Genomic DNA, 20,045 nt, shown 5'->3' with positions numbered 1-20,045 from the left:
CTCCATCTCCCTGGGCCCGGTATGCTCACTGAGAGCGCGTTTTTGCGCTCTCAGCCTTCCGCGAGGCGGGGTACGGCGGCGGAGAGTCGGTTTTTCCGGCTCTCCGCCTCAAGCTCCGCCTCCGCGGGCCCGGTTTGCTGCCTGAAAGCGCGTTTTTGCGCTCTCAGCCTTCGGCAGCACCTGGGCGCCCCGACCTGATTGGGGGATAGCCGATTTTAGGTCGGCCCCTCCCTTAACCTCTTTGCCTCCAAATAAAGCACCTGAATGAACTTTTTCGTGTTTTGCCGAATCATCCCCAAATTGGCGGTTTCTTCATTCTCCAGCTCCTTCATCCTTTTGCGAATGTCGCTCAGGTCAAAAAGCTTCGGGGCGTACTGCTCGAACTTCGGATTCGCATAATCGAGCAGGCCCAACGAGGCCAAATGGCTCAGCGCCTGGTTCACCGCCCGCCTCACCCGCTGCTCAGCCGCTTTCACCTCTTTTTTCAAATCGGCCTCGGAAGCGGAGGAACCTAACTTGTTGCGGGCGATTTCCTGATAAATGTCGGTAAGCTGCGGAAATCCTTGCTCGAGCGGATGATCGGCCTCATAACGGTACAAATAGTCGAGGATTTCGAGCAAATCCTTGCTGCCGGCTTCGCCGATCAGGCCGAGATCGGATAATACGTAGTTGCCGCACTCGATGATGCTTTTTTCGCGGGGCGTCGCGTCTTTCTCCGCTGCACCACCGCCAAGGCCGATGGCGCTCAGCGTTTTCTGGATATCCTTGATCGACCGCTGCAGGCGAAGCCGCTCGGAAACTTTGCGAATCACCGATATCACTTCCAAACGGTTGATCGGCTTGGTGATATAATATTCGATTCCAAGCGAATACGCTTTGCCGATCAGTTCCTTCGATTCCATCTGGGAAATCATGATGATTTTCCCTTCGAAGGCGCCGGCCAGCTCGCGCACCGTCTCAATGCCGTCCCGCTCGGGCATCAGCAAATCGATCAGCAATATGTCCGCTTGCCTCAGGGCGAGCAAGGAGTGATCGATATGCGCTCCGTCCCCCGCTTCTCCCACTATGCTTCCCAAATTTTCGTCTTCGATGATTTGCTCCAGCATGGAGCGAACCGCCGGATCGTCATCCACGATAAAAAAACGCATGCTACTCCTCCTTTCCTATTTGACCGATAGGCAATTCGATCGTAAAAACGGCCCCGGTCCCGCCGCGGCCGGGCTCGGCCCGAACCGTACCCGCCATTCGCTCGACCTCCTGCTTCACATAGGACAACCCTATACCCGTGGACGAATTGCCGGCCTCGTCGAATTTCGTCGTAAAACCGGGAATGAAGATGTTTTCCCGATGTTTCGGAGCAATGCCCGGACCGTTATCGGTTACACGAAGCAGGACCGTATCGCGATCCCGCTTGACCTCTATCAAGATTTCTCCCGTCTCCGGTATCGCCTCAACGGCATTGGCGGCCAGGTTATTCAGTAAAGACAACGTGGCGTATGTGCGGCATAAAGGAAGTTCGCCCTCCGCTTGCAGCCTAAAAACGATCTTCTTGCCCAGTAAGCGGGCATACTTATCGTTCGAACGCAGGGCGATGCCCGCCAGCTCATCCAGCCGCATATAATCGCTTTCGTTCGTTATTAAGCCGGACAGTCCCGCGTAAATCCGCTGATTGTCTTTTTTGACCTCGTGAACCTGCCCGGCGATCCGGAGCGCCTTTTGAGCCGCATTTTCATGAAACGCAGGCTGGTTATCCTTAAGAAGCTGGTAGAGGTCGTAACTTTCCTTTGTGATGTTTTCCGCATTGTGCAGCGTTTTCTGGAGCTGAACCGATTCCTCGTACAGCCCGGAGATCAGCAGAAGCATCTTTTCTTTTTCCTTCCGCTGCTGTTCCTCCGCGGCTTGGGCCTGCCTCAGTTTGATCAGATTGAAAAAGCCGATGACGAAAAAGCTGCGAAAAAAAGCGATCAGCACGATCTGGCTCCAGATGGCAAAAGAAGACAGCCGCTCCGCCGCCGAGCTCCGCATCAGCAGCTCTGCCGCCGTCGCGGCGATTTCAATGACGATGCCCTGCAGCCCGAGCAGCAGCGGCTTGTCATGATGGCGGTTCGTTCGAAAAGCCGCAAAGACGGTACCGTAGACCAAGTAATAAAAGAAGACGGGATAATGATGCAAAAAAGCGGCTTCCCAGTTCCAACCGGACCCTAATACGAGCTCCAGCCCCATGCGAAAAACAGCAACCGAGACCCCGGCCAGCACCCCCGAGACAAACGGAGGAACGGGGCGGATCCAAAGCAGGAACAGAAAAAAAACCGGGGTGCCGAGGCTTACCCGAAAATGATTTTGAAACGGATAAAAGTTGAGCTCGCCCGCGATCGGAACCGAAACGAGCATCAGCAGCAAGACGAGCCATTTGTCCTTCAATGCGGCTTCCTGCCCCCTTTCCTTAAAACTGCGGGATTCTTCATTCGACTTCACTTCGACAAGGATGGCCTAATTCCTCCAGAGCAATACATTAGTGAAAAAATGTTTCAAATAAGTTTAACGAGCATATGTAGATTCGCGTAGATTCGTGTAGATTGCCCGTACAATAAACTCATTCCAAGCGTACACAGACTCCTGCAAAAAAGAAAGCGCTTTACAATTTTAAGCAAAGGGGAATTGCTTTATGAAGAAATTTGGTTTGGCTTTTCAAATCCTGCTCGGCCTTGTGCTCGGCATCGTCGTCGGCGCCGTTTTTTACGGCAATCCCGCCATTGAAACTTACTTGAAACCCGCGGGGGACATTTTCATACGTTTGATCAAAATGATCGTCGTGCCGATTGTCGTTTCCTCGCTAATCGTCGGGGTGGCGGGTGTAGGCGATATGAAAAGGCTGGGCAGGCTTGGAGGAAAAACGATTCTTTATTTTGAGCTCGTAACGACGGCCGCCATTATTTTCGGCCTGCTGATGGGCAACGTTTTCCAGCCCGGAGCCGGCATCAATATGGCCGCCCTGGCCAAATCGGATATCACGAAATACGTGGAAACGACGCAGCAGGTAACGAGCCACAGCTTTGTCGATACGCTTGTCAATATCGTGCCTAAAAACATCTTCGAATCGATCGCCGCCGGTGACATGCTCGCCATCATTTTCTTTTCGGTATTATTAGGTCTCGGCATTGCGGCGATCGGCGAAAAAGGAAAGCCGGTAATCGCATTTTTCCAAGGCACGGCCGATGCGATGTTTTGGGTGACGAACCAGATTATGAAGTTTGCACCGATCGGCGTGTTCGGGTTGATCGGCATGACGGTTTCCAAATTCGGCGTCGGCTCGCTTGTTCCTTTGGGCAAATTGGTGCTTACCGTATATGCAGGCATGTTCCTGTTCGTCGCCATCGTGCTCGGCTTGATCGCGAAGCTTTGCGGCACCAGCCTGATGGCGGTCATTCGCATATTAAAAGACGAGCTCATTTTGGCCTACTCGACGGCAAGCTCCGAAACGGCGCTTCCCAAGATGATGGAGAAGATGGAGCGTTTCGGCGTGCCGAAGGCGATCAGCTCCTTCGTCATTCCGACCGGCTATTCGTTCAACCTGGACGGCTCAACGCTGTATCAGGCGATTGCCGCCTTGTTTATCGCGCAAATGTACGGAATTCACATGCCGATCGGCTCGCAAATCATGCTCGTTTTGGTTCTGATGCTTACGTCCAAAGGGATCGCCGGCGTACCGGGAGCATCGTTTGTCGTCCTGCTGGCTACTCTCGGCTCGGTCGGGATACCGCTCGAAGGCCTTGCTTTTATCGCCGGCATCGACCGCATACTCGATATGGCCCGGACGGTCGTCAACGTCGTCGGCAATTCGATAGCGGCGATTGTGATGGCGAAATGGGAAGGGCAATACGATAAGAAAAAAGGCCAGCAATATTTGGAATCTATCAAGCAGGCTGCGTAAGCCGCATTCCAGGGGGGAAGCGATCATGACAACAACGGCGCAAATCAGGGTGGAAAAAGATTTTCTCGGCTCCAGGGAAGTGCCGGCCGATGCTTACTATGGCATTCAAACGCTGCGTGCGGTGGAAAATTTTCAGATCACCGGCTATCGCATTCACGAAGAATTGATCCGTGCGATGGCCATCGTTAAACAAGCCGCAGCTGCGGCGAATATGGAGATCGGACGGCTGAACCCGCAAATCGGGAAATCGATTGTGCAGGCGGCGAAGGAAATAGCGGACGGCAAGTGGCGCGACCAATTTATCGTCGATCCGATCCAGGGCGGGGCGGGAACGTCCATCAACATGAACGCCAACGAAGTTATCGCCAACCGGGCGATCGAGCTTCTCGGAGGAACCAAGGGCGATTATTTTCAAGTGAGCCCCAACTCCCACGTCAATATGGCGCAGTCTACCAACGATGCGTTTCCGACGGCGATTCATATAGCGACACTTTCTTTAATGGAGAAGCTGCTGGGCACAATGGAGGAACTGCTGGGCACGTTCCGCAAAAAAGCGACGCAATTTGACGGCATTATCAAAATGGGCCGCACTCATCTGCAGGACGGCGTGCCGATCCGCCTCGGCCAGGAATTCGAAGCCTACAGCCGGGTACTGGAGCGCGATATTTCGAGAATCGGGCGGTCGCGCAGCCATCTGTACGAAGTCAACATGGGGGCGACGGCCGTCGGTACCGGTTTGAACGCCGATCCGCGCTACATTAAGCGGGTCGTGGAGCTTTTGGCCGATATCAGCGGCCTTCCTCTCACCAATGCGGGGCACTTGGTGGATGCGACGCAAAATACGGACGCCTATACCGAAGTGTCCGCCGCACTGAAAGTATGCATGATCAACATGTCCAAAATCGCAAACGACCTGCGGCTGCTCGCCTCCGGGCCGCGCGCGGGACTTGGGGAGCTGAGCCTGCCGGCGCGGCAGCCCGGCTCGTCCATCATGCCGGGCAAGGTCAACCCGGTCATGGCGGAGGTCGTCAATCAGGTCGCGTTCCAGGTCATCGGCAACGACCATACGATTTGTCTCGCTTCCGAGGCAGGGCAGCTGGAGCTTAACGTGATGGAGCCGGTGCTCGTATTCAATTTGCTTCAATCGCTAAGCATGATGAATCAGGTTTTTAAAGTGTTCCGGGAATACTGCCTGGAAGGGATCGAAGCGAACGAGGAGCGCTGCAGGGCATATGTGGAAAACAGCGTCGGGGTCATAACGGCACTGAACCCGCATCTCGGTTATGAGGTCGTGGCGAGAATTGCGCGAGAGGCTATTTTGACTGGCCGTCCGGTGCGGGAGTTGTGCCTTCAGTACGGGGTATTAACCGAAGATGAGCTCAACATCATCCTGGATCCGTATGAAATGACCAACCCGGGCATCGCCGGAGCGGAGCTGCTGAATAACAGCTGAAAATATTTTTTAAATATTTTAAATATTCCATCTTTTGGTGCCACATTTTTGCACACTTCGACATCGGCGGCAGTATATAATTTTTCTGTAAACCCATTCTATTTATTGGAGTGTGAAAATTATGGAGAAGAAGAAGTATGCTGAGCCCAAAGTTGTTTCACATGAGGTTGTTACTTTCGAAACTTTGCTTTCCTGTCATCCGCCTAATATTCCGGCGCAAACGACGGACGGAAATCTGCCCGTTTGCTTGCGTCCCGACGGCACTTGGTTTCCAAGATAATCGGCTGCGGCAAAAGTTGGACAAGCCCGCTCCGATCTCTTCCCAAGCATCCTAAGCTTCCTCAAAAACCAGCGACTTCTTACCCTCATTTTGAAAGCAAACGCCTGATAAAAAAACGCAGCGGCAGATCGGAGCTCGCTTACGAGTTCCCATCTGCCGTTTTTGTGTCCGGAATGATCTTTTCAGGAAGTCTTTTCTTCCGCCAACCGCATGCTGCTGTAAATATCGATTTTGCGATCGATCATCGCTTGAAACGACAGGAGCCGGTCGATCTGTGCGGTCACGTTATCTTTCTGCTTCTGCAGCATGACAAGGCGTTGATCGATGCTCGTGCTCCCCTGCACGAAATGCTTGATATCCGAGATCGACATGCCCGTCGCCCGAAGGCAGCCTATAAATTCAAGCGCCTCTATGTCCTTTGAGCTGTACATGCGAATGCCGCTCTCATTGCGGGTGACGGCCGGCATGATGCCTTCCTTTTCATAATAACGCAAGGTGTGGATAGACAAGCCCGTCAGATCCGCAACCTGGCCGATCGTATAATACACGGCGATCCCTCCGGGACGATAATTAAGGATACCTTTATTATAGTTCCTGTTTGGTAGGCCGTACAATGATTTCGTTGACGGCCGCATATTCCGGCTGGGAAACGGCGTATAATATGGAATGGGCTATAGCTTCGGCAGGCAATGCCATTTGCAGGGATTCCTCGATGTTTTGCTTGATCTCCTCGTTCGATATCGTGTGAACCAGCTCGGTCGATACGCCTCCCGGGCAAATAATCGTGGTGCGGATATTGTTTTCCGCTTCCTCCTGCCGCAGCGCTTCCGTGATGGCCCGAACGGCAAATTTGGTTCCCGAATAGACGGCCCACGACTTTCTGACGATATGTCCTGTCACGGACGAAACGTTAATAATATGTCCTCGCTTTCTTTCCCTCATATGAGGAAGAACTGCTCCTATACCGTACAGCACGCCCTTGATGTTGACATCGATCATTTGATCCCATTCCGAAATCTTCTTTTCATGCAAATATGACAACGGCATGATTCCCGCGTTATTAACGAGAACATCAATCTGTCCGAAGGTATCCAGGGCAAACCGCGCAAGCTGTTCGACATCCTCCAGGGAAGCCACATCCGTCACCTTGTAAACGGCGGTGCCTCCTTGTCCTTCAATCGCGGACTGCAAAGCGGCTAATCGTTCCTCTCTTCTTGCCGCCAGCACAACCTTTGCTCCATTTTGCGCAAGCAGCTTGGCCGAAGCCTCGCCGATTCCGCTCGAAGCTCCGGTTACGATCACAACTTTTCCTTCCACATTCAACATATCCAATTCTCCTCTCCAAGATAATGCAAGCTTCAGTATAAAACCTAGAGTTTACTCTAGGTCAAGTGTTTGAAAGTGAACCCCGGCGTTCGGCGGAAAAGCACGAACCCCCTATCAAAATGACGTTTTCCCCCTTCAAAGCACGACATTCCGCCATGCTATCATACAAATAGAAGCGCTTTCAAAAGTGTGGACACCCGGACAGCAGTGATGAAAAGGAGGGATAGGAACCGTTCGGATTCATGTATGGCTTGAGCCAAAATTCAAGGAAAGGGATGAATGTGATGAAAAAAAGACGGATCATGACCGCGATACTTATCGCCGCTTCTTTGTGTATGGCCGCACTGCCGGCTAATGCCGCAGGGTACGAGCATTTATTTTGGGGCGACAGCTGGGTCAAATATGAAGACGCCGGTTATGTATACGGCAGGCATACCAGCATTATCGTTCACAATCTCGGAAAAACCGATATTTATTATTCCATCTGGAGTTATTCCCGCCAGCAAGAGATAGCCAGCGGAACCCTCGTCCCTTACCCGGGCGATTCGGACTTCAGCCAGGTCTACGATACCGACCAGATAGAAGATTACGAACTGAGGGTACAATGCCTCCAGGCATGGCAATGCGAAGGCGAAGCTTTCATGGAAGCCACCGATTAGCATTCTCCTCCTCTTTTTTATATAGATTCGCTGGCACTGTCCCGAAAGCTATCACATGGCTGCGGGATAGCTTTTTTTAATGCGCAAAAAAACTGCCTGATAAGAGGCAGTTTTTTCGTGCATCCTCCTTATGACTTAATCAGCGGCCTTATCGCTTGAGTTTGACGAGGATGGAGCCTGATCTGCGGTTCCTTTTTTATCGATGAATTGGGTGATTTTGTCCGTCATGCTGTCTTTGATTTTACCGATCAGCTGATCTTTGGCAATTCCTTTGGCCTCTGCAATTTCAGCCAGGGATTTGCCTGCCTGAAGCTCCGTGTTCAGCTCCGTTTCGGTCATCCCGAGGATTTGGGACAGCGCCGCCGGGTCGGTAAAGGAACCGAAGCGCCCATCACCTTTGCCATGTCCGCGGCCTTCGTTTTGCCTTATCTCGGACACTTCCTGTTTCAAACGATCCGCCAAAGCGGATTTTTGTTGATCGGCTTGTTCCTGTGTCAAGGTGCCGGTCGTAACGGCGGCGTCAATGGACGTGTTGGCGGCGGCGGTCAGCTTTTGCATAAGGACGTCCTCCGTTACGCCTTTATCCTGTGCGATTTGCAGAAGTGTTTTGCCTTGCGCCTGCTGATCGCGGATGCTGGTCTCATCGACTCCCAGAATGGACGCCGTTTCCTTTTCCACGTTAACGACGCGGAATCCGTCGTGGCCGCCGCCGCGTTTGCCTTGGCCATGGCCGGGAACCGCATTATTCGATGCCGCCATACCCGCATCCGCGTTTACGGGCGCCGATGCGCTTGTCCCATCCGCTGCCGCAAAAGCTGTGTTATAAATCGCTCCGGTTAAGCCGCCTCCCAGTAAAATGCTTGCCGCCAGCGTGCCCGTCAAAATTTTCTTGTTCACCGTCTTCATAGTATCTCTCCATCCTTTTTTTTGTATTTGCCTTACACCCAGTACTTTACCGCCCAGGCCTGAATCCCCACTGAGCAGGGACTGAGAGAAACCTAAAGTTTGCCTTAAGGTATGCTGAATTTACCATATTTTCGGCAAACGGGTATGCGCGATTTTGTCATATTGGTCATGCAAAAAGAAAAGACCCTGAGGAAGCCCTCACGATCTTTCGTGTTTTTTGCATTTTTCGACTCAGCGAATGAACACATAGGTCTGATCACCATGCAGTTTATCCACATGATCTATTATTTCATGTATGTTGGCGCTTTCCAACTGAAAGCGGTCATTTAAAGTAATTATCCACTTATCGTCAATGTAAGATACCAAAATGACTCCATTCACCGCTTTGACGGCAACGTTGCGCATCTTTGCATCTTTCAAGCTCATCAGCTCGTCGTACAATGGATGAGGTTCGCCTTCTCTGAACAAATCCATAAAAACCTCCGTTTTACCGTTAGGCTTCCCCTCACGTAACACATTTATGCGGCATTCTGCCGGGTGTTATTGCGACATTTACAACACCAACAACGTTATATTATTACGGACGCTCAACTCAGTTTGCCAACTCAAACACCAGGTGAACTTCGAAATCGAACGCGGAAATCACCGAAGGGGCAACAGCTTGGACCGCATATTGGAGAGTGGAAACTATTTATACTTTACTTTAGGAGGGTGTGAAAATGAAAAAATTTGTACCCGGATTATTGGCGGGAATCATACTCGCATCGGCATCAGCTGCATATGCTGAAGAAGGTCTGCAAAAGGTGGAAGCCTATCTTAGACCGGCGCTGCCTATCACTCTGGACGGAAAGCCCGCTAAACTTGAGAGTTCGCCGGTTATTTACGACGGATCGACCTATCTTAAGCTTCGCGATTTAGCTGCATTGACAGGTCTTCAAGTAAATTGGAACGAAGCTGCTCAAACGGTGGAGCTTCAAAATGGAGAAGCGAAGATAAGCTCTCATGTTATTGAAAGTAAGGCGTCGACAATAACTGATTTTCTTCAAACAAAATCACTTGAACTCATCAGCGGCGATATTGGAGATGATAAGGTTACTTTGACTATAAGGAAGCTCCATGACCATCGTTCACTTTTAAAAGCTTCAGAAGTAAGTGAGCTGATAAGTTCCATTTATCGGTTAATAGGTCAGAATAATTTTGACCTGATCATCGATCAATTTATTATTCCGGAAACGGCGAATATTGTTGGAGAGATATCGTCAATTGATGTCGAAAATAAAAAAGTACTTATTATCAATAAGGATAAAATTAATTCTAATGGTAATCCAGATGCCGTTTGGGTCTCTTTCACTCCTGATGCATTTATTGGCATCGACTCTAAGGAGAGGATTCCATTTAACGATCTTAAGGTTGGACAAAAAGTAAAAGCGTGGAGTGTAGGTGCTGGGTTCGATAGTTATCCGGGTCGAGCTAGAGTTATCCAACTTATTGTTGCAAAGGAATAGCTGTGCCATAGCGAGCCACTCATTTTTTTACAAATTTCGGGTGTTCTCAACAAACTCAAGGCGCATGCCTGTGCATGCGCCTTGGTTTTACTCGGCGGGAACAACCGCTTCGTGAAGGTATTTTTCCAGCTCCTCGCCGTACTTTCGCGTCTCATCAGCGCTCCAATGCAAGTAGTGCGCCATAATAGCGATAACCGGCTCCTTATATTTATGCACCCAGGCGATATCGAACAGCAGTGCGCCGGTGCGCCGGTTGAAGAAGTCGATCGGCTTCACTGCCATCTCCTCTTCCAAAGCGTAAATGATCATAGCCAGCACGTCCAAAGAAAGCCCGAAGGCCGTACCGCTCTCCGCGTACGCCTCCGCCAACTCGTACACCCGGTCGATATTCGAGCCGTATTTGCGAACCAGCTTCTCCGCCTGTTCCTTGGTAAATCCCCGATTCAAGCCTTCCGCCGTTTTCTTGGCGATAAAGGCGGGAAATTGCTTCGATCCGCCGACATGCCCGCCCGAAATCGGCATCGTCTTCGTTTTGCAAGGGGTGAAGCGGGTTACGCCTTCCTTCTTGAACAGTTCGTCGACAAGATCGACGACCATCTCCGCCATTTTACGGTAACCGGTCAGCTTGCCCCCGGCGATGGTAATCAAACCGGATGCCGACTGCCAAATTTCATCCTTACGGGAAATTTCCGACGCGTTTTTGCCTTCTTCAAAGATGAGCGGACGAAGTCCGGCCCAGCTGGATTCGATATCCTGAGGGCCGATATTCAGCGTAGGGAACATGTAGTTGATCGCATCGATGATATACTTCCGGTCCTCCGCAGTCATCCTCGGATGTGCGGTATCACCCTTGAACACGGTGTCGGTGGTGCCTACGTACGTTTTGCCGTCTCTTGGAATGGCGAATACCATCCGGCCGTCCGGCGTGTCGAAGTAGATCGCCTGCTGCAGTGGGAATCGGGACTGGTTGATGACCAAATGCACCCCTTTGGTGAGCTGCAGGTGCTTGCCCGTTTTCGATTTGTCCATTTCTCGCAGCGTGTCCACCCACGGCCCGGCCGCATTGACGATTTTGCGGGCATATATATCATATACGCCGCCATGGATCATATCGGTCACCTTCACTCCGACCGCTTTGCCGTTTTGGTAAATAAACTGCTCGACCTTGGCATAGTTGACCGCTTTGGCGCCACGGGAAACCGCTTCTTTCATGACCTCGATCGTGAGCCGGGCGTCATCGGTCCGATATTCGACATAGACGCCGCTGCCCTTCAGCCCTTCGCGTTTGACAAGCGGCTCCCGCCGGATCGTCTCCTGCACTCCCAGCATCGTCCGCCGTTCGCTCCGTTTCACGCCCGCCAGAAAATCATACAGCCGGAGGCCCAGAGAGGTGCTGAATTTGCCGAACGTACCGCCTTGATGGAACGGCAGCAGCATCCACTCCGGAGTGGTCACATGCGGACCGTTCTCATACACGACCGCGCGTTCTTTGCCGACCTCGGCGACCATTTTCACCTCGAGCTGCTTCAAATAACGGAGCCCGCCATGGACCAGCTTGGTCGACCGGCTGGACGTGCCTGCGGCAAAGTCCTGCATCTCCACAAGCACCGTGTTCATGCCCCTGGTCGTTGCATCCAGAGCAATGCCGGCCCCTGTAATGCCGCCGCCGATGACGAGCAAATCAAACGTTTGATTGTCCAAATCCCGTAAAATATCCGTTCGTTTATCGCTTGAAAAAGTTCCGACCATCTTGCATTACCCCCGAATCAGACGAATTATATGGAAATCAGGTCTTTGACATCGAAGTTGACGGCAATGTCATAATCGGCCCGGCTGTTGTCGTATTTGATTTTCGCCGATTTGAGTTCCATATCGTAATACCAGCCTTCTTCCTGCGCTTCCCACTCTGCCGGATCCAGAAACATCGGAAGTTTTCTGCCCTGCAGCGTCACTTGAACCGGAGCGATTTCTCTGCATACCAGATCGATGACGATCCGCTTCACACTGCTGGCGTAAGCCCCTTCTTTCTTGAAGGATATCGTCGTATTCCGATTCGTTTCGACACCGATCGCCGTTTTCAAATAGTCTCCGTTCTTGTAATTGTTCGTAACTCCGTCATCTTCATAAAACACGAAGCTTGCTTGTTCGGACGGTTCGATCAGCAGGTGCAGTTCTTCCACACGGTCGTTGTGAATGTTTTGCAAATTCGGGGCGAGCGGAATAACGGCTCCGCTGCGAATGAACATCGGAATCGACCCGAGAGTTACGGGAATTTCGATCGTCTGTCCACCGGCATACCTTTCCCGCGTATACCAATCGATCCACTCGCTTCCTTTCGGCAAATACACCTTCCTCGTTTTCGCATCCTTTTCAAGGACGTTGGCCACCAGAATCGACCGCCCGAGCATGAAATCGAAGCTTTCCTCCCAGGTGGCGGGGTCATGCTGGAACTCGTACACCATCGGGCGCATCACCGGGGAGCCCAGTTCGGAAGCCTCGTACAGCAAGGAGTAAAAGTACGGAACGAGGCGGTAACGAAGCCGGATCGCTTCCCGGACATACGGAGTGTACGAAGGATACATCCACGGCTCGGTTACGGTATTGTCGGTGTTGCAGGAATGGATCGAAAATCTCGGCTGGAAAATCCCGTTCTGCACCCAGCGGACGAACAGCTCCGGTTCCGGAGCGGGACCGAAGAAGCCGCCGATATCGCAGCCCTGATTGGCCACGCCGGAAAGCCCCATTCCCAAAATAACGGGAACATTGAACTTCAGGCTGTGCCAGCTCGTATTGTTGTCGCCGGCCCACGTTTGGGCAAAACGCTGAATGCCGGCAAATCCGGCGCGGTTGACGATATACGGCCTCGTATTCGGCGCCGCTTCGGCAATGGCTTCCTTCGCCATTTGCGCCATCAGGTTAGGCAAAATCGGCCGCAAGGCGCTGATCTCCTTCTTGTCGCCTTCAAACTCGCAAAGCGCATCCGGATTGTTGATTTCATATTCGTTGTTGTCGTTCCAGATCGAGGTGACGCCCAGCTCGATAAACGATGCTTTCAGATGCTTCTTCCACAATTCTCTGCCCTTCGGGTTCGTGAAATCGACAAAAGAAGCTTGTCCGCCCCAATAGCGGTCGGTTTGCGATGTTTCGCCTTTTTCGTCCTTAATGTAGGCGCCCGCCTCGTCGAATTGCTTGTAGAGCGGGTGGGTCAGCAGCATGCCCGGCTTGATGTTCGGCGCAAGCGCCGCTCCCTTTTGATGCATCTGTTCGATGAAGCTTTGCGGGTCGGGGAACCTGTTATAATTCCAGTTAAACACATATCTTTTCCCGTCTTCTCCCGTCGTATACCCCGAAGACATGAAAAACCCGTCGCAAGGAATGCCTTCCGCCTTGCATTTATCGAGAAAATTCAAGATCGCTTTGTCCGAATCCCGGTCAAGCTCGGTGTAATACATCGTGGAGCCCATATAACCAAGCGAATATTGGGTCGGCAAAATCGTCTTGCCCGTCAAATCCGTATAATGCCGGACGACATCCTTGATCTGCGGACCGTACATGAAAAAGAAGTCGAGCTCCCCGCCGTCCGCGCAAAAATAGCTGTACTTGTTCCAATAGCCGCTCCGTTCGCAGCCCATGTCAAAGGTGGAATCGTAGCTGTTATGGTAGAACAACCCTGTTGCGGCTTGCGTCGCTCCGTTAAATTTAATGTAGAACGGGATATGCTTGTACAGCGGATCCGTGTGCTCGGAATCGTAGCCGATCGTATCCACGTTATGCATCCGCAGCCTTCTTTTCTTTTTATTCAAATGCCCGCTTTTTTCGCCGAAGCCGTAGTAATGATCTTCGTCTTTCATGCAGGAATAGTGGTACAATCGGCCCTGCTTATCCTTTACATAGGAGCGCTCTTTCAAATCCTCATGCAGCACGCGGCCTTCCGCATCCGTAATTTCAATGGCAAAAGGCTCCCGGTGAATGAGCATGCGCAGCTCCTTCGTTGCGAGCAGCAAATGGGTTCCGAGATCCTCGTAACGGGCCGGAAGCGCGTCCACCCGCCTGCGGCCCTCCACCATCGCATCCATCTTGTCGTCCCATGCGGTCATCGTCAGCGTATATGAAGCCTCATCGGCGAAATGGTCGTCGAACGTGCAGCGAATCCGGACCACATGGTCATTCATCAAATAGATGCGATACCTTGCCGCATCCGTCACCAAGTCCAAGTAATGCCGCTCTTCCACAACCTGCAATAACTTGCTGCTTACTTTCATGATCTTCCCTCCACGGTTCCTATCCTTTATTTAAAAGCTCTCGCTGCATGCACGGCTTTTTTCCAACCGTCATACAGATCGCGGCGTCTGGTCTCGTCCATATCCGGTACAAAAGTTTTGTGTATTTTCCACTGTTTGACAATATCCGATTGATCCGCCCAATAACTTATCGCCAGTCCGGCCAAGTATGCCGCACCGAGCGCCGTCGTCTCATTAATCACCGGACGGTCTACAGGCACGTTCAGGATGTCGCTTTGAAACTGCATCAGGAAATTGTTTTTGACCGCTCCGCCATCCACCCGCAGCGAGTGCAGTGAAATGCCCGCATCCTCTTCCATCGCGGCGAGAACGTCCTTGGTCTGGTAAGCGAGCGATTCCAGCGTCGCGCGGATGAAATGCTCCTTGGTCGTTCCGCGGGTAAGCCCGAATACCGCTCCTCTCACATCGCTGTCCCAATACGGAGTTCCGAGCCCGACGAGCGCCGGCACGACGTATACGCCATCGGTGGAGTCCACGCTTGCGGCCAGCTGTTCGCTTTCCGCAGCGTTCCCGATCATGCGAAGACCGTCGCGCAGCCACTGGATCGCCGAACCCGCCACAAAAATGCTGCCTTCCAGCGCATACTCCACCCGGTCTCCGAGACCCCAGGCAATTGTCGTCAGCAGCCCATGCTTCGAGCTGACCGCCTTGCTTCCGGTGTTCATCAGCATGAAGCAGCCGGTGCCGTACGTGTTTTTGACCGAGCCTTCCGCAAAACATGCCTGCCCGAACAACGCGGCCTGCTGGTCCCCGGCTGCACCGGCGATCGCAACCTCAGCACCGAGCAGTTCTTTCGCCGTCACGCCGTAAATGCAGGAGGACGGCCGCACCTCGGGAAGCATCGAATCCGGAATGTTCAGCAGGTCAAGCAGCTGCCGATCCCACTTCAATTCCCGGATATTGAACATCATCGTGCGGGAAGCGTTGGAATAGTCGGTCACATGAACCTTGCCTCCGGTCAGCTTCCAAATCAGCCATGTATCGATCGTCCCGAACAGCAGCTCTCCGCGTTCCGCACGTTCTCTGGCGCCGGGCACCTCGTTTAAAATCCAGGCGGCTTTCGTCCCGGAAAAATACGCATCGATCAGAAGCCCGGTTTTCTCGCGGACCCTATCCTGCCATCCGTCCGCTATAAGCCGTTCGCAGATCGGAACGGTTTGCCTGGATTGCCATACAATCGCGTTATAAACCGGCTTGCCGGTCGCCTTATCCCAAACGACCGTCGTTTCCCGCTGGTTGGCAATGCCGATAGCGGCAATTTGCTCCGGCCGGATGCCGGCTTCCGAGATACAGGAAGAAATGACCGATACCATCGATTCCCAAATTTCCTCCGCATCGTGCTCCACCCAGCCGGGCTGCGGGTAAATTTGCGTAAATTCCTTTTGAGCCGCATGTACGATTTCGCTGTCGCGGTTAAACAAGATCGCCCGGGAACTGGTCGTCCCTTGATCCAATGACATAATGAAACGTTCCATGGTTCCAACTCCCCCAAAAAAATCCCTTCACCGACAGAGACATCCGGTCACTGTAACTGAAGGGAGTGATGTTTCCGTTATTTCATTCCGGATGTCACCATACCGCTGACGAATTGACGCTGGAATATGATGAAAACGACAAGCACGGGAATCATCGTAATGACCGACATGGCAAGCAGGCTGCCCCAATCGACGTTAAATTCCCCTATAAAGTTGGACAAAGCCAGTTGAATCGTGTACAGGGACGGATCGCTGATACCGATGAGCGGCCACAGGAAGTCATCCCAACGCCACATGAACGAAAATATGGCAAGTACGGCCAAAATCGGCTTGCTTATCGGCAGGATGATCCGCGAATAAATCCGCCATTCGGATGCTCCGTCCATCCGCGCCGCTTCCAGCAGCTCGTCCGGTACCGTAAGCAAATACTGCCTGAGCAGAAATACGCCTGTCGGCGTAGCCGCCGGCGGAATGATCAGAGCGAGCAGGCTGTTGAACATCCCGAGGAAGCTGAGCACCTTGAAGATCGGAATCATGATGACCTCAAGCGGAATCATCAAGGTCGAGACGAATCCGACGAGCAGCAGCGCATCGCCCTTAAATTTATATTTAGCCAGCGCGAACCCGGCCATCGAGTTGATCAACAGCAGCAAAATCGTCGAGCTGACGGTTACGATGGCGCTGTTCATGAAGTAGCGGCCAAAGTTGCCTTTCTCAAAGGCGTCCGTAAAATGCTCAAACGTAAACGGCTGCGGCCAGAACCGCGGCGGGAAGCTGTACAAGTCGTTGTTGGTCTTGAAGGACGAAATAACGATCCAAAGAACAGGAAACAGCCATAATGCGGCTAGCAGGAAAAGAATGATATACAAAGCAGTTTTGGCGGAAGATTTCAGTTCCACGTTAATCGGCTCCTCCTTTAGACAATCTGAACTGCAGTGCGGTAAATATCGAAATCAACAGGAACAACACGACGGACATCGCGCTGGCCATGCCCAGCTCCTGCTTGGCAAAACCGGTTTCGTAAATATACTGCACGATATAGGTCGTCTCTTTTCCCGGCCCGCCGCCTGTCAGCGCAAACAATAACGGATAAGCCTTAAACGCTTCGATCAGCGAAAGCATGACGACAAGCACGGTCGTCGGCTTAATCAGCGGCAGCGTAATGCTCCAGAACACCCGCGGTTTGGAAGCCCCGTCAAGCCTTGCCGCCTCGTAGAAATCGGTCGGTATCGCCTGCAGGCCGGCCATGAAAATAACCATATAAAATCCGAGACGCGACCAAACCGTAGCGATAATTACCGATACGTTAGCAAAAAACGAATCCGACAAAAAGTGAACCGGACTTGAGCCGAACAACGTCATCATGTAATTCAAAATCCCGAAATCGCCGAAAATCCATTTCCACGTCAGACCGACGATAATATACGAAATCATCGTAGGCCAATAAAACACGGAGCGGAACAGCCCTTTAAACCGGAGCGGCTGAATCAGCATCATCGCAATAGCGAGGGAGATACAGTAAATAAGCGGCACCACGATAACGGCATACATCGCCGTTTTCCCGAGCGCGGTCCAAAATTCGCCGTTCGTGAAAATTTCTTTATAATTGTCGAACCCTACGAATTCCATCGGGTTCAAACCATCGTATTCGTGGAAGGAATAAATAAACCCGATAATGGTTGGAATCACAATAAACGTGGTGAAAATGAGCAAATTGGGCAGTACGAACAAATACGGGATCCATCCCATCGATTGATTCGGACTCCGCCTTTTCACCGACTTGGCCGCCGAGGCTTGTGCAGACATCAAGCATACTCCTTTCCGTTAAGAAAAACGTCTGAAAACATCGACCGCTGCCGGTTTGACCCGGCAGCAGCCCATCCTTGGATTATTTCTTTTCTTCGGCGATCGCTTTGTCGATCAAGCCGGCAACCTTGTCAAGGCCTGCCTTCGCCGGTGTTTTTCCGGCAACGATTTCCGATAACGTCGTCTTCAAATCGTTGCTGAACTTCGGCACGATCGTCTGTCTGGACCAGTCCGTAGCTGCGGCGGGTACGGTGTTCGCAAGTTCATTCGAGAACACTTCCATCATGTCCTTGCCGAAGGAGTAGTCCAGCTTCGCATTGTCTTTGCGCGGGCTGAGGAACAGCGCATCCTGGGTATATTTCGCGTTCACTTCTTTAGTGCTGATGTAGTTGATGAAATCCGTCGCTTCCTTCTCGACGCCGGACTTTTTGAACGCCATTGCGAATTTGCCGCCCGGTACCGAGGAACGCTGCGTGCCTTTCGGCATATACGTAACGCCCCACTGGAAGTTCGTAATATCCTTATAGTTGCTGATCATCCAGTTGCCCGCCAGGTGAGCGGCTACCGTCCCGGTGCGGAACAGGTTATTCGGGTTTTCTCCGCCGAACCAAACGGATGTCGGCATAATCCCGTCGTCATGCAGCTTTTTGAAGTATTCGGCTGCCTTGACGCCCGCGTCGTTGTTGATCGTCGCTTTCGTTCCGTCCGCGCTCATCATGCTGCCTCCGAATTGATACAGCATCGTCGACCAGCGCTGCGGCGTGTAGTCCCATACAAGACCGTATTTGGCTCCGCCTTTGTCCATTACCTGCTTAAGCGCAGCGGAGAATTCGTCCCATGTCCACACATTGTCCGGGGAGGTCGGTACCTTTACTCCGGCTTTGTCAAACAAGGTTTTGTTATAAATCAATCCGTTGGCCGTAACGTCCATCGGTGCGGCAACCGCTTTATTGTTAACCACATAAAACGGCTTCAGGGAATCGACGAACTGGCTCGTATACTTGTCCAATCCGCCGTTGCTTTCGCTCAGGTCCACCGCTTGGTTGGCGAATCCGCCAAGCTCCGTCGTGCTGATCCGGGCAAGCGCAGGAGGTTGTCCGCCGGCGATCATCGTTTTCAATTTCGTGGACAAGTCTTTGTAAGGAACTTCGATCATGTTGATTTTGACATTCGTATTTTTCGCTTCGTAATCTTTAATGATACCTTTCATGATATCGCCTTCATTACCGTCCGAGAACCAGACAAAGTCCAGCGTGACATTTTTTTTGCCGCCGGCTTGCGTTCCCGCTCCCGCCGATTCTTTCTTGGCGCAAGCTGCCAGACTCATCGTCGACAGAGCAAGTACGGTTGCGATGGATACCGTTTTCAAAGCTTTGTTCATTGCGTATACCCCTTTTCTTTTCATCGATGTTTGAAACGTTTGCAGCGATTCCCAAAAAGTTACTGCCCGCCGCCCTGCTTGCGGTAATACTGCGGCGACACTCCGGCAAACTTCTTGAAAGAGCGGCTAAAATGAACCGCGGTGTTGAACCCGAGTTTTTCCGATATGAACGCTATCGGCTCGTCGGTCGTGCGGAGCATCTTCTTGGCTTCTTCAATCCTTTTGCTTATGATATAGTTGTTGATGGTATAACCGGTCACCTCTTTGAAACAGTGACACATGTAATATTTATTCAAATGCAGCTCGTTCGACAGATCCTGAAGCGAAAAGTTTTCCGTAAAATGCTGGTTGATATACTGCAAAATACGGCGAACATTTTCCTGGCTGTGCGATTGCTGCCCGGCAGGCGCAATTTCATGCAGCCTTTTGGCTTTTCGGTAGGTTGCAATCAACAACTGAATCAACAGCGTTTTCAAAACAAGCTCGTATCCGAACGACTCCCGTTCGTTTTCCCGGTGAATGGCCCGGAAATACGTTTCGATTTCCTCGCGTTCTTCCGGAGCCCAACGAATCAACGTTCCGTTGGCCGAGTCGAACATAGACATCAGCTTTTCAAACATATCTTCCGACATCTGTTCCCGCAAAAAAGACTCCTTGAAGTTGACATAGCTGCGAATATAGGGAACATCTTTGGACGGATTCACCCGGTGAATCGTGCTTCCCCGGAACAGAAGCATGTCTCCCGGAGACAAATCGTAAATATTTTCTCCAATAATGTAATTCGCATCCCCGCGAATGAAATAATAAACTTCAAGCCCTTCGTGAGTATGAACAGGCCAGCTGTACTGCCAATCATCCGCGTCCGCCCTGACGTAAATCCCCAATTTTTGAAGCGCAAGGTTAGTGGGCGTATGAATTACCAAAAGGGCCCTCCCTCCAATGCAAGCGAGATACGAAGCAGTAAGATTGCAATTCAAAATATAACATACTGAAATTGTTCACACTTAACATATATTGCTCTT

Annotated in this window: 17 protein-coding genes; 4 read left to right on the top strand and 13 right to left on the bottom strand. The window is 51.8% G+C overall.

The genetic code is table 11. The annotated features are described in order from the left end of the window. Nucleotides 1-215: 215 nt before the first annotated feature. Nucleotides 216-1,148, bottom strand: a complete 933-nt coding sequence (locus MYS68_RS00715) for a response regulator (RefSeq protein WP_248923978.1) — start codon at nt 1,146-1,148, stop codon at nt 216-218. A 1-nt stretch (nt 1,149) separates the two neighbouring features. Continuing rightward, the gene (locus MYS68_RS00710) at nt 1,150-2,421 is read right to left on the bottom strand and encodes a sensor histidine kinase (protein WP_248923977.1); all 1,272 of its coding nucleotides are present in this window, start codon (nt 2,419-2,421) and stop codon (nt 1,150-1,152) included. A 244-nt stretch (nt 2,422-2,665) separates the two neighbouring features. On the opposite strand from MYS68_RS00710, the gene MYS68_RS00705 reads away from it, so the two are divergent. Both MYS68_RS00705 and aspA read left to right on the top strand, forming a co-directional pair. Beyond that, nucleotides 2,666-3,931 carry a cation:dicarboxylate symporter family transporter gene (locus tag MYS68_RS00705; RefSeq protein WP_248923976.1) on the top strand — a complete coding sequence of 422 codons (1,266 nt, stop codon included), beginning with the start codon at nt 2,666-2,668 and terminating at the stop codon, nt 3,929-3,931. 25 nt (nt 3,932-3,956) lie between these two features. Then, a complete protein-coding gene (gene aspA / locus MYS68_RS00700; RefSeq protein WP_248923975.1) occupies nt 3,957-5,384 on the top strand; it encodes an aspartate ammonia-lyase in 1,428 nt (475 codons plus the stop codon). Between the two features lie 462 nt (nt 5,385-5,846). Here aspA and MYS68_RS00695 read toward each other — a convergent pair whose 3' ends face one another. Both MYS68_RS00695 and MYS68_RS00690 read right to left on the bottom strand, forming a co-directional pair. Further along, nucleotides 5,847-6,212 (bottom strand): MerR family transcriptional regulator, encoded by a 366-nt coding sequence (locus tag MYS68_RS00695; protein WP_248923974.1) that lies wholly within the window; start codon nt 6,210-6,212, stop codon nt 5,847-5,849. A gap of 37 nt (nt 6,213-6,249) precedes the next feature. Beyond that, nucleotides 6,250-6,990 (bottom strand): SDR family oxidoreductase, encoded by a 741-nt coding sequence (locus tag MYS68_RS00690; RefSeq protein ID WP_248923973.1) that lies wholly within the window; start codon nt 6,988-6,990, stop codon nt 6,250-6,252. 284 nt (nt 6,991-7,274) lie between these two features. Between MYS68_RS00690 and MYS68_RS00685 the strand changes: the two genes are divergently transcribed. Beyond that, nucleotides 7,275-7,649, top strand: coding sequence for a hypothetical protein (locus tag MYS68_RS00685; protein WP_248923972.1), 375 nt, complete (start codon nt 7,275-7,277; stop codon nt 7,647-7,649). Nucleotides 7,650-7,784: 135 nt separating this feature from the next. Here the strand turns inward: MYS68_RS00685 and MYS68_RS00680 are convergent, their stop codons facing one another. Together MYS68_RS00680 and MYS68_RS00675 are read right to left on the bottom strand one after the other, a co-directional pair. Next, nucleotides 7,785-8,555, bottom strand: coding sequence for a hypothetical protein (locus MYS68_RS00680; RefSeq protein ID WP_248923971.1), 771 nt, complete (start codon nt 8,553-8,555; stop codon nt 7,785-7,787). A 231-nt stretch (nt 8,556-8,786) separates the two neighbouring features. After that, the gene (locus MYS68_RS00675; protein WP_248923970.1) at nt 8,787-9,029 is read right to left on the bottom strand and encodes a hypothetical protein; all 243 of its coding nucleotides are present in this window, start codon (nt 9,027-9,029) and stop codon (nt 8,787-8,789) included. Between the two features lie 245 nt (nt 9,030-9,274). Between MYS68_RS00675 and MYS68_RS00670 the strand changes: the two genes are divergently transcribed. Continuing rightward, nucleotides 9,275-10,060 carry a stalk domain-containing protein gene (locus tag MYS68_RS00670; RefSeq protein WP_248923969.1) on the top strand — a complete coding sequence of 262 codons (786 nt, stop codon included), beginning with the start codon at nt 9,275-9,277 and terminating at the stop codon, nt 10,058-10,060. Between the two features lie 87 nt (nt 10,061-10,147). Here MYS68_RS00670 and MYS68_RS00665 read toward each other — a convergent pair whose 3' ends face one another. From MYS68_RS00665 to MYS68_RS00635, 7 genes are all read right to left on the bottom strand, one after another. Further along, the gene (locus MYS68_RS00665; RefSeq protein ID WP_248923968.1) at nt 10,148-11,809 is read right to left on the bottom strand and encodes a glycerol-3-phosphate dehydrogenase/oxidase; all 1,662 of its coding nucleotides are present in this window, start codon (nt 11,807-11,809) and stop codon (nt 10,148-10,150) included. A 26-nt stretch (nt 11,810-11,835) separates the two neighbouring features. Beyond that, complete coding sequence (locus tag MYS68_RS00660; RefSeq protein WP_248923967.1) at nt 11,836-14,322, bottom strand: glycoside hydrolase family 31 protein; 2,487 nt, start codon at nt 14,320-14,322, stop codon at nt 11,836-11,838. Between the two features lie 26 nt (nt 14,323-14,348). Further along, nucleotides 14,349-15,836 carry a glycerol kinase GlpK gene (glpK, locus tag MYS68_RS00655; protein ID WP_248923966.1) on the bottom strand — a complete coding sequence of 496 codons (1,488 nt, stop codon included), beginning with the start codon at nt 15,834-15,836 and terminating at the stop codon, nt 14,349-14,351. Between the two features lie 77 nt (nt 15,837-15,913). After that, the gene (locus MYS68_RS00650) at nt 15,914-16,735 is read right to left on the bottom strand and encodes a carbohydrate ABC transporter permease (protein WP_248923965.1); all 822 of its coding nucleotides are present in this window, start codon (nt 16,733-16,735) and stop codon (nt 15,914-15,916) included. Between the two features lies 1 nt (nt 16,736). After that, the gene (locus MYS68_RS00645) at nt 16,737-17,642 is read right to left on the bottom strand and encodes a carbohydrate ABC transporter permease (RefSeq protein WP_248923964.1); all 906 of its coding nucleotides are present in this window, start codon (nt 17,640-17,642) and stop codon (nt 16,737-16,739) included. A gap of 82 nt (nt 17,643-17,724) precedes the next feature. Next, on the bottom strand, nt 17,725-19,023 hold the full coding sequence (locus tag MYS68_RS00640) for an ABC transporter substrate-binding protein (RefSeq protein WP_248923963.1): 1,299 nt from the start codon (nt 19,021-19,023) through the stop codon (nt 17,725-17,727). A gap of 59 nt (nt 19,024-19,082) precedes the next feature. Then, complete coding sequence (locus MYS68_RS00635; RefSeq protein WP_248923962.1) at nt 19,083-19,946, bottom strand: AraC family transcriptional regulator; 864 nt, start codon at nt 19,944-19,946, stop codon at nt 19,083-19,085. Nucleotides 19,947-20,045 lie beyond the last annotated feature (99 nt).

This window comes from Paenibacillus hamazuiensis (assembly GCF_023276405.1).
Taxonomy (GTDB): domain Bacteria; phylum Bacillota; class Bacilli; order Paenibacillales; family NBRC-103111; genus Paenibacillus_AF; species Paenibacillus_AF hamazuiensis.
The sequence above is the reverse complement of the archived record's forward strand: the minus strand, read 5'-3'. Positions and strand labels throughout refer to the sequence as shown.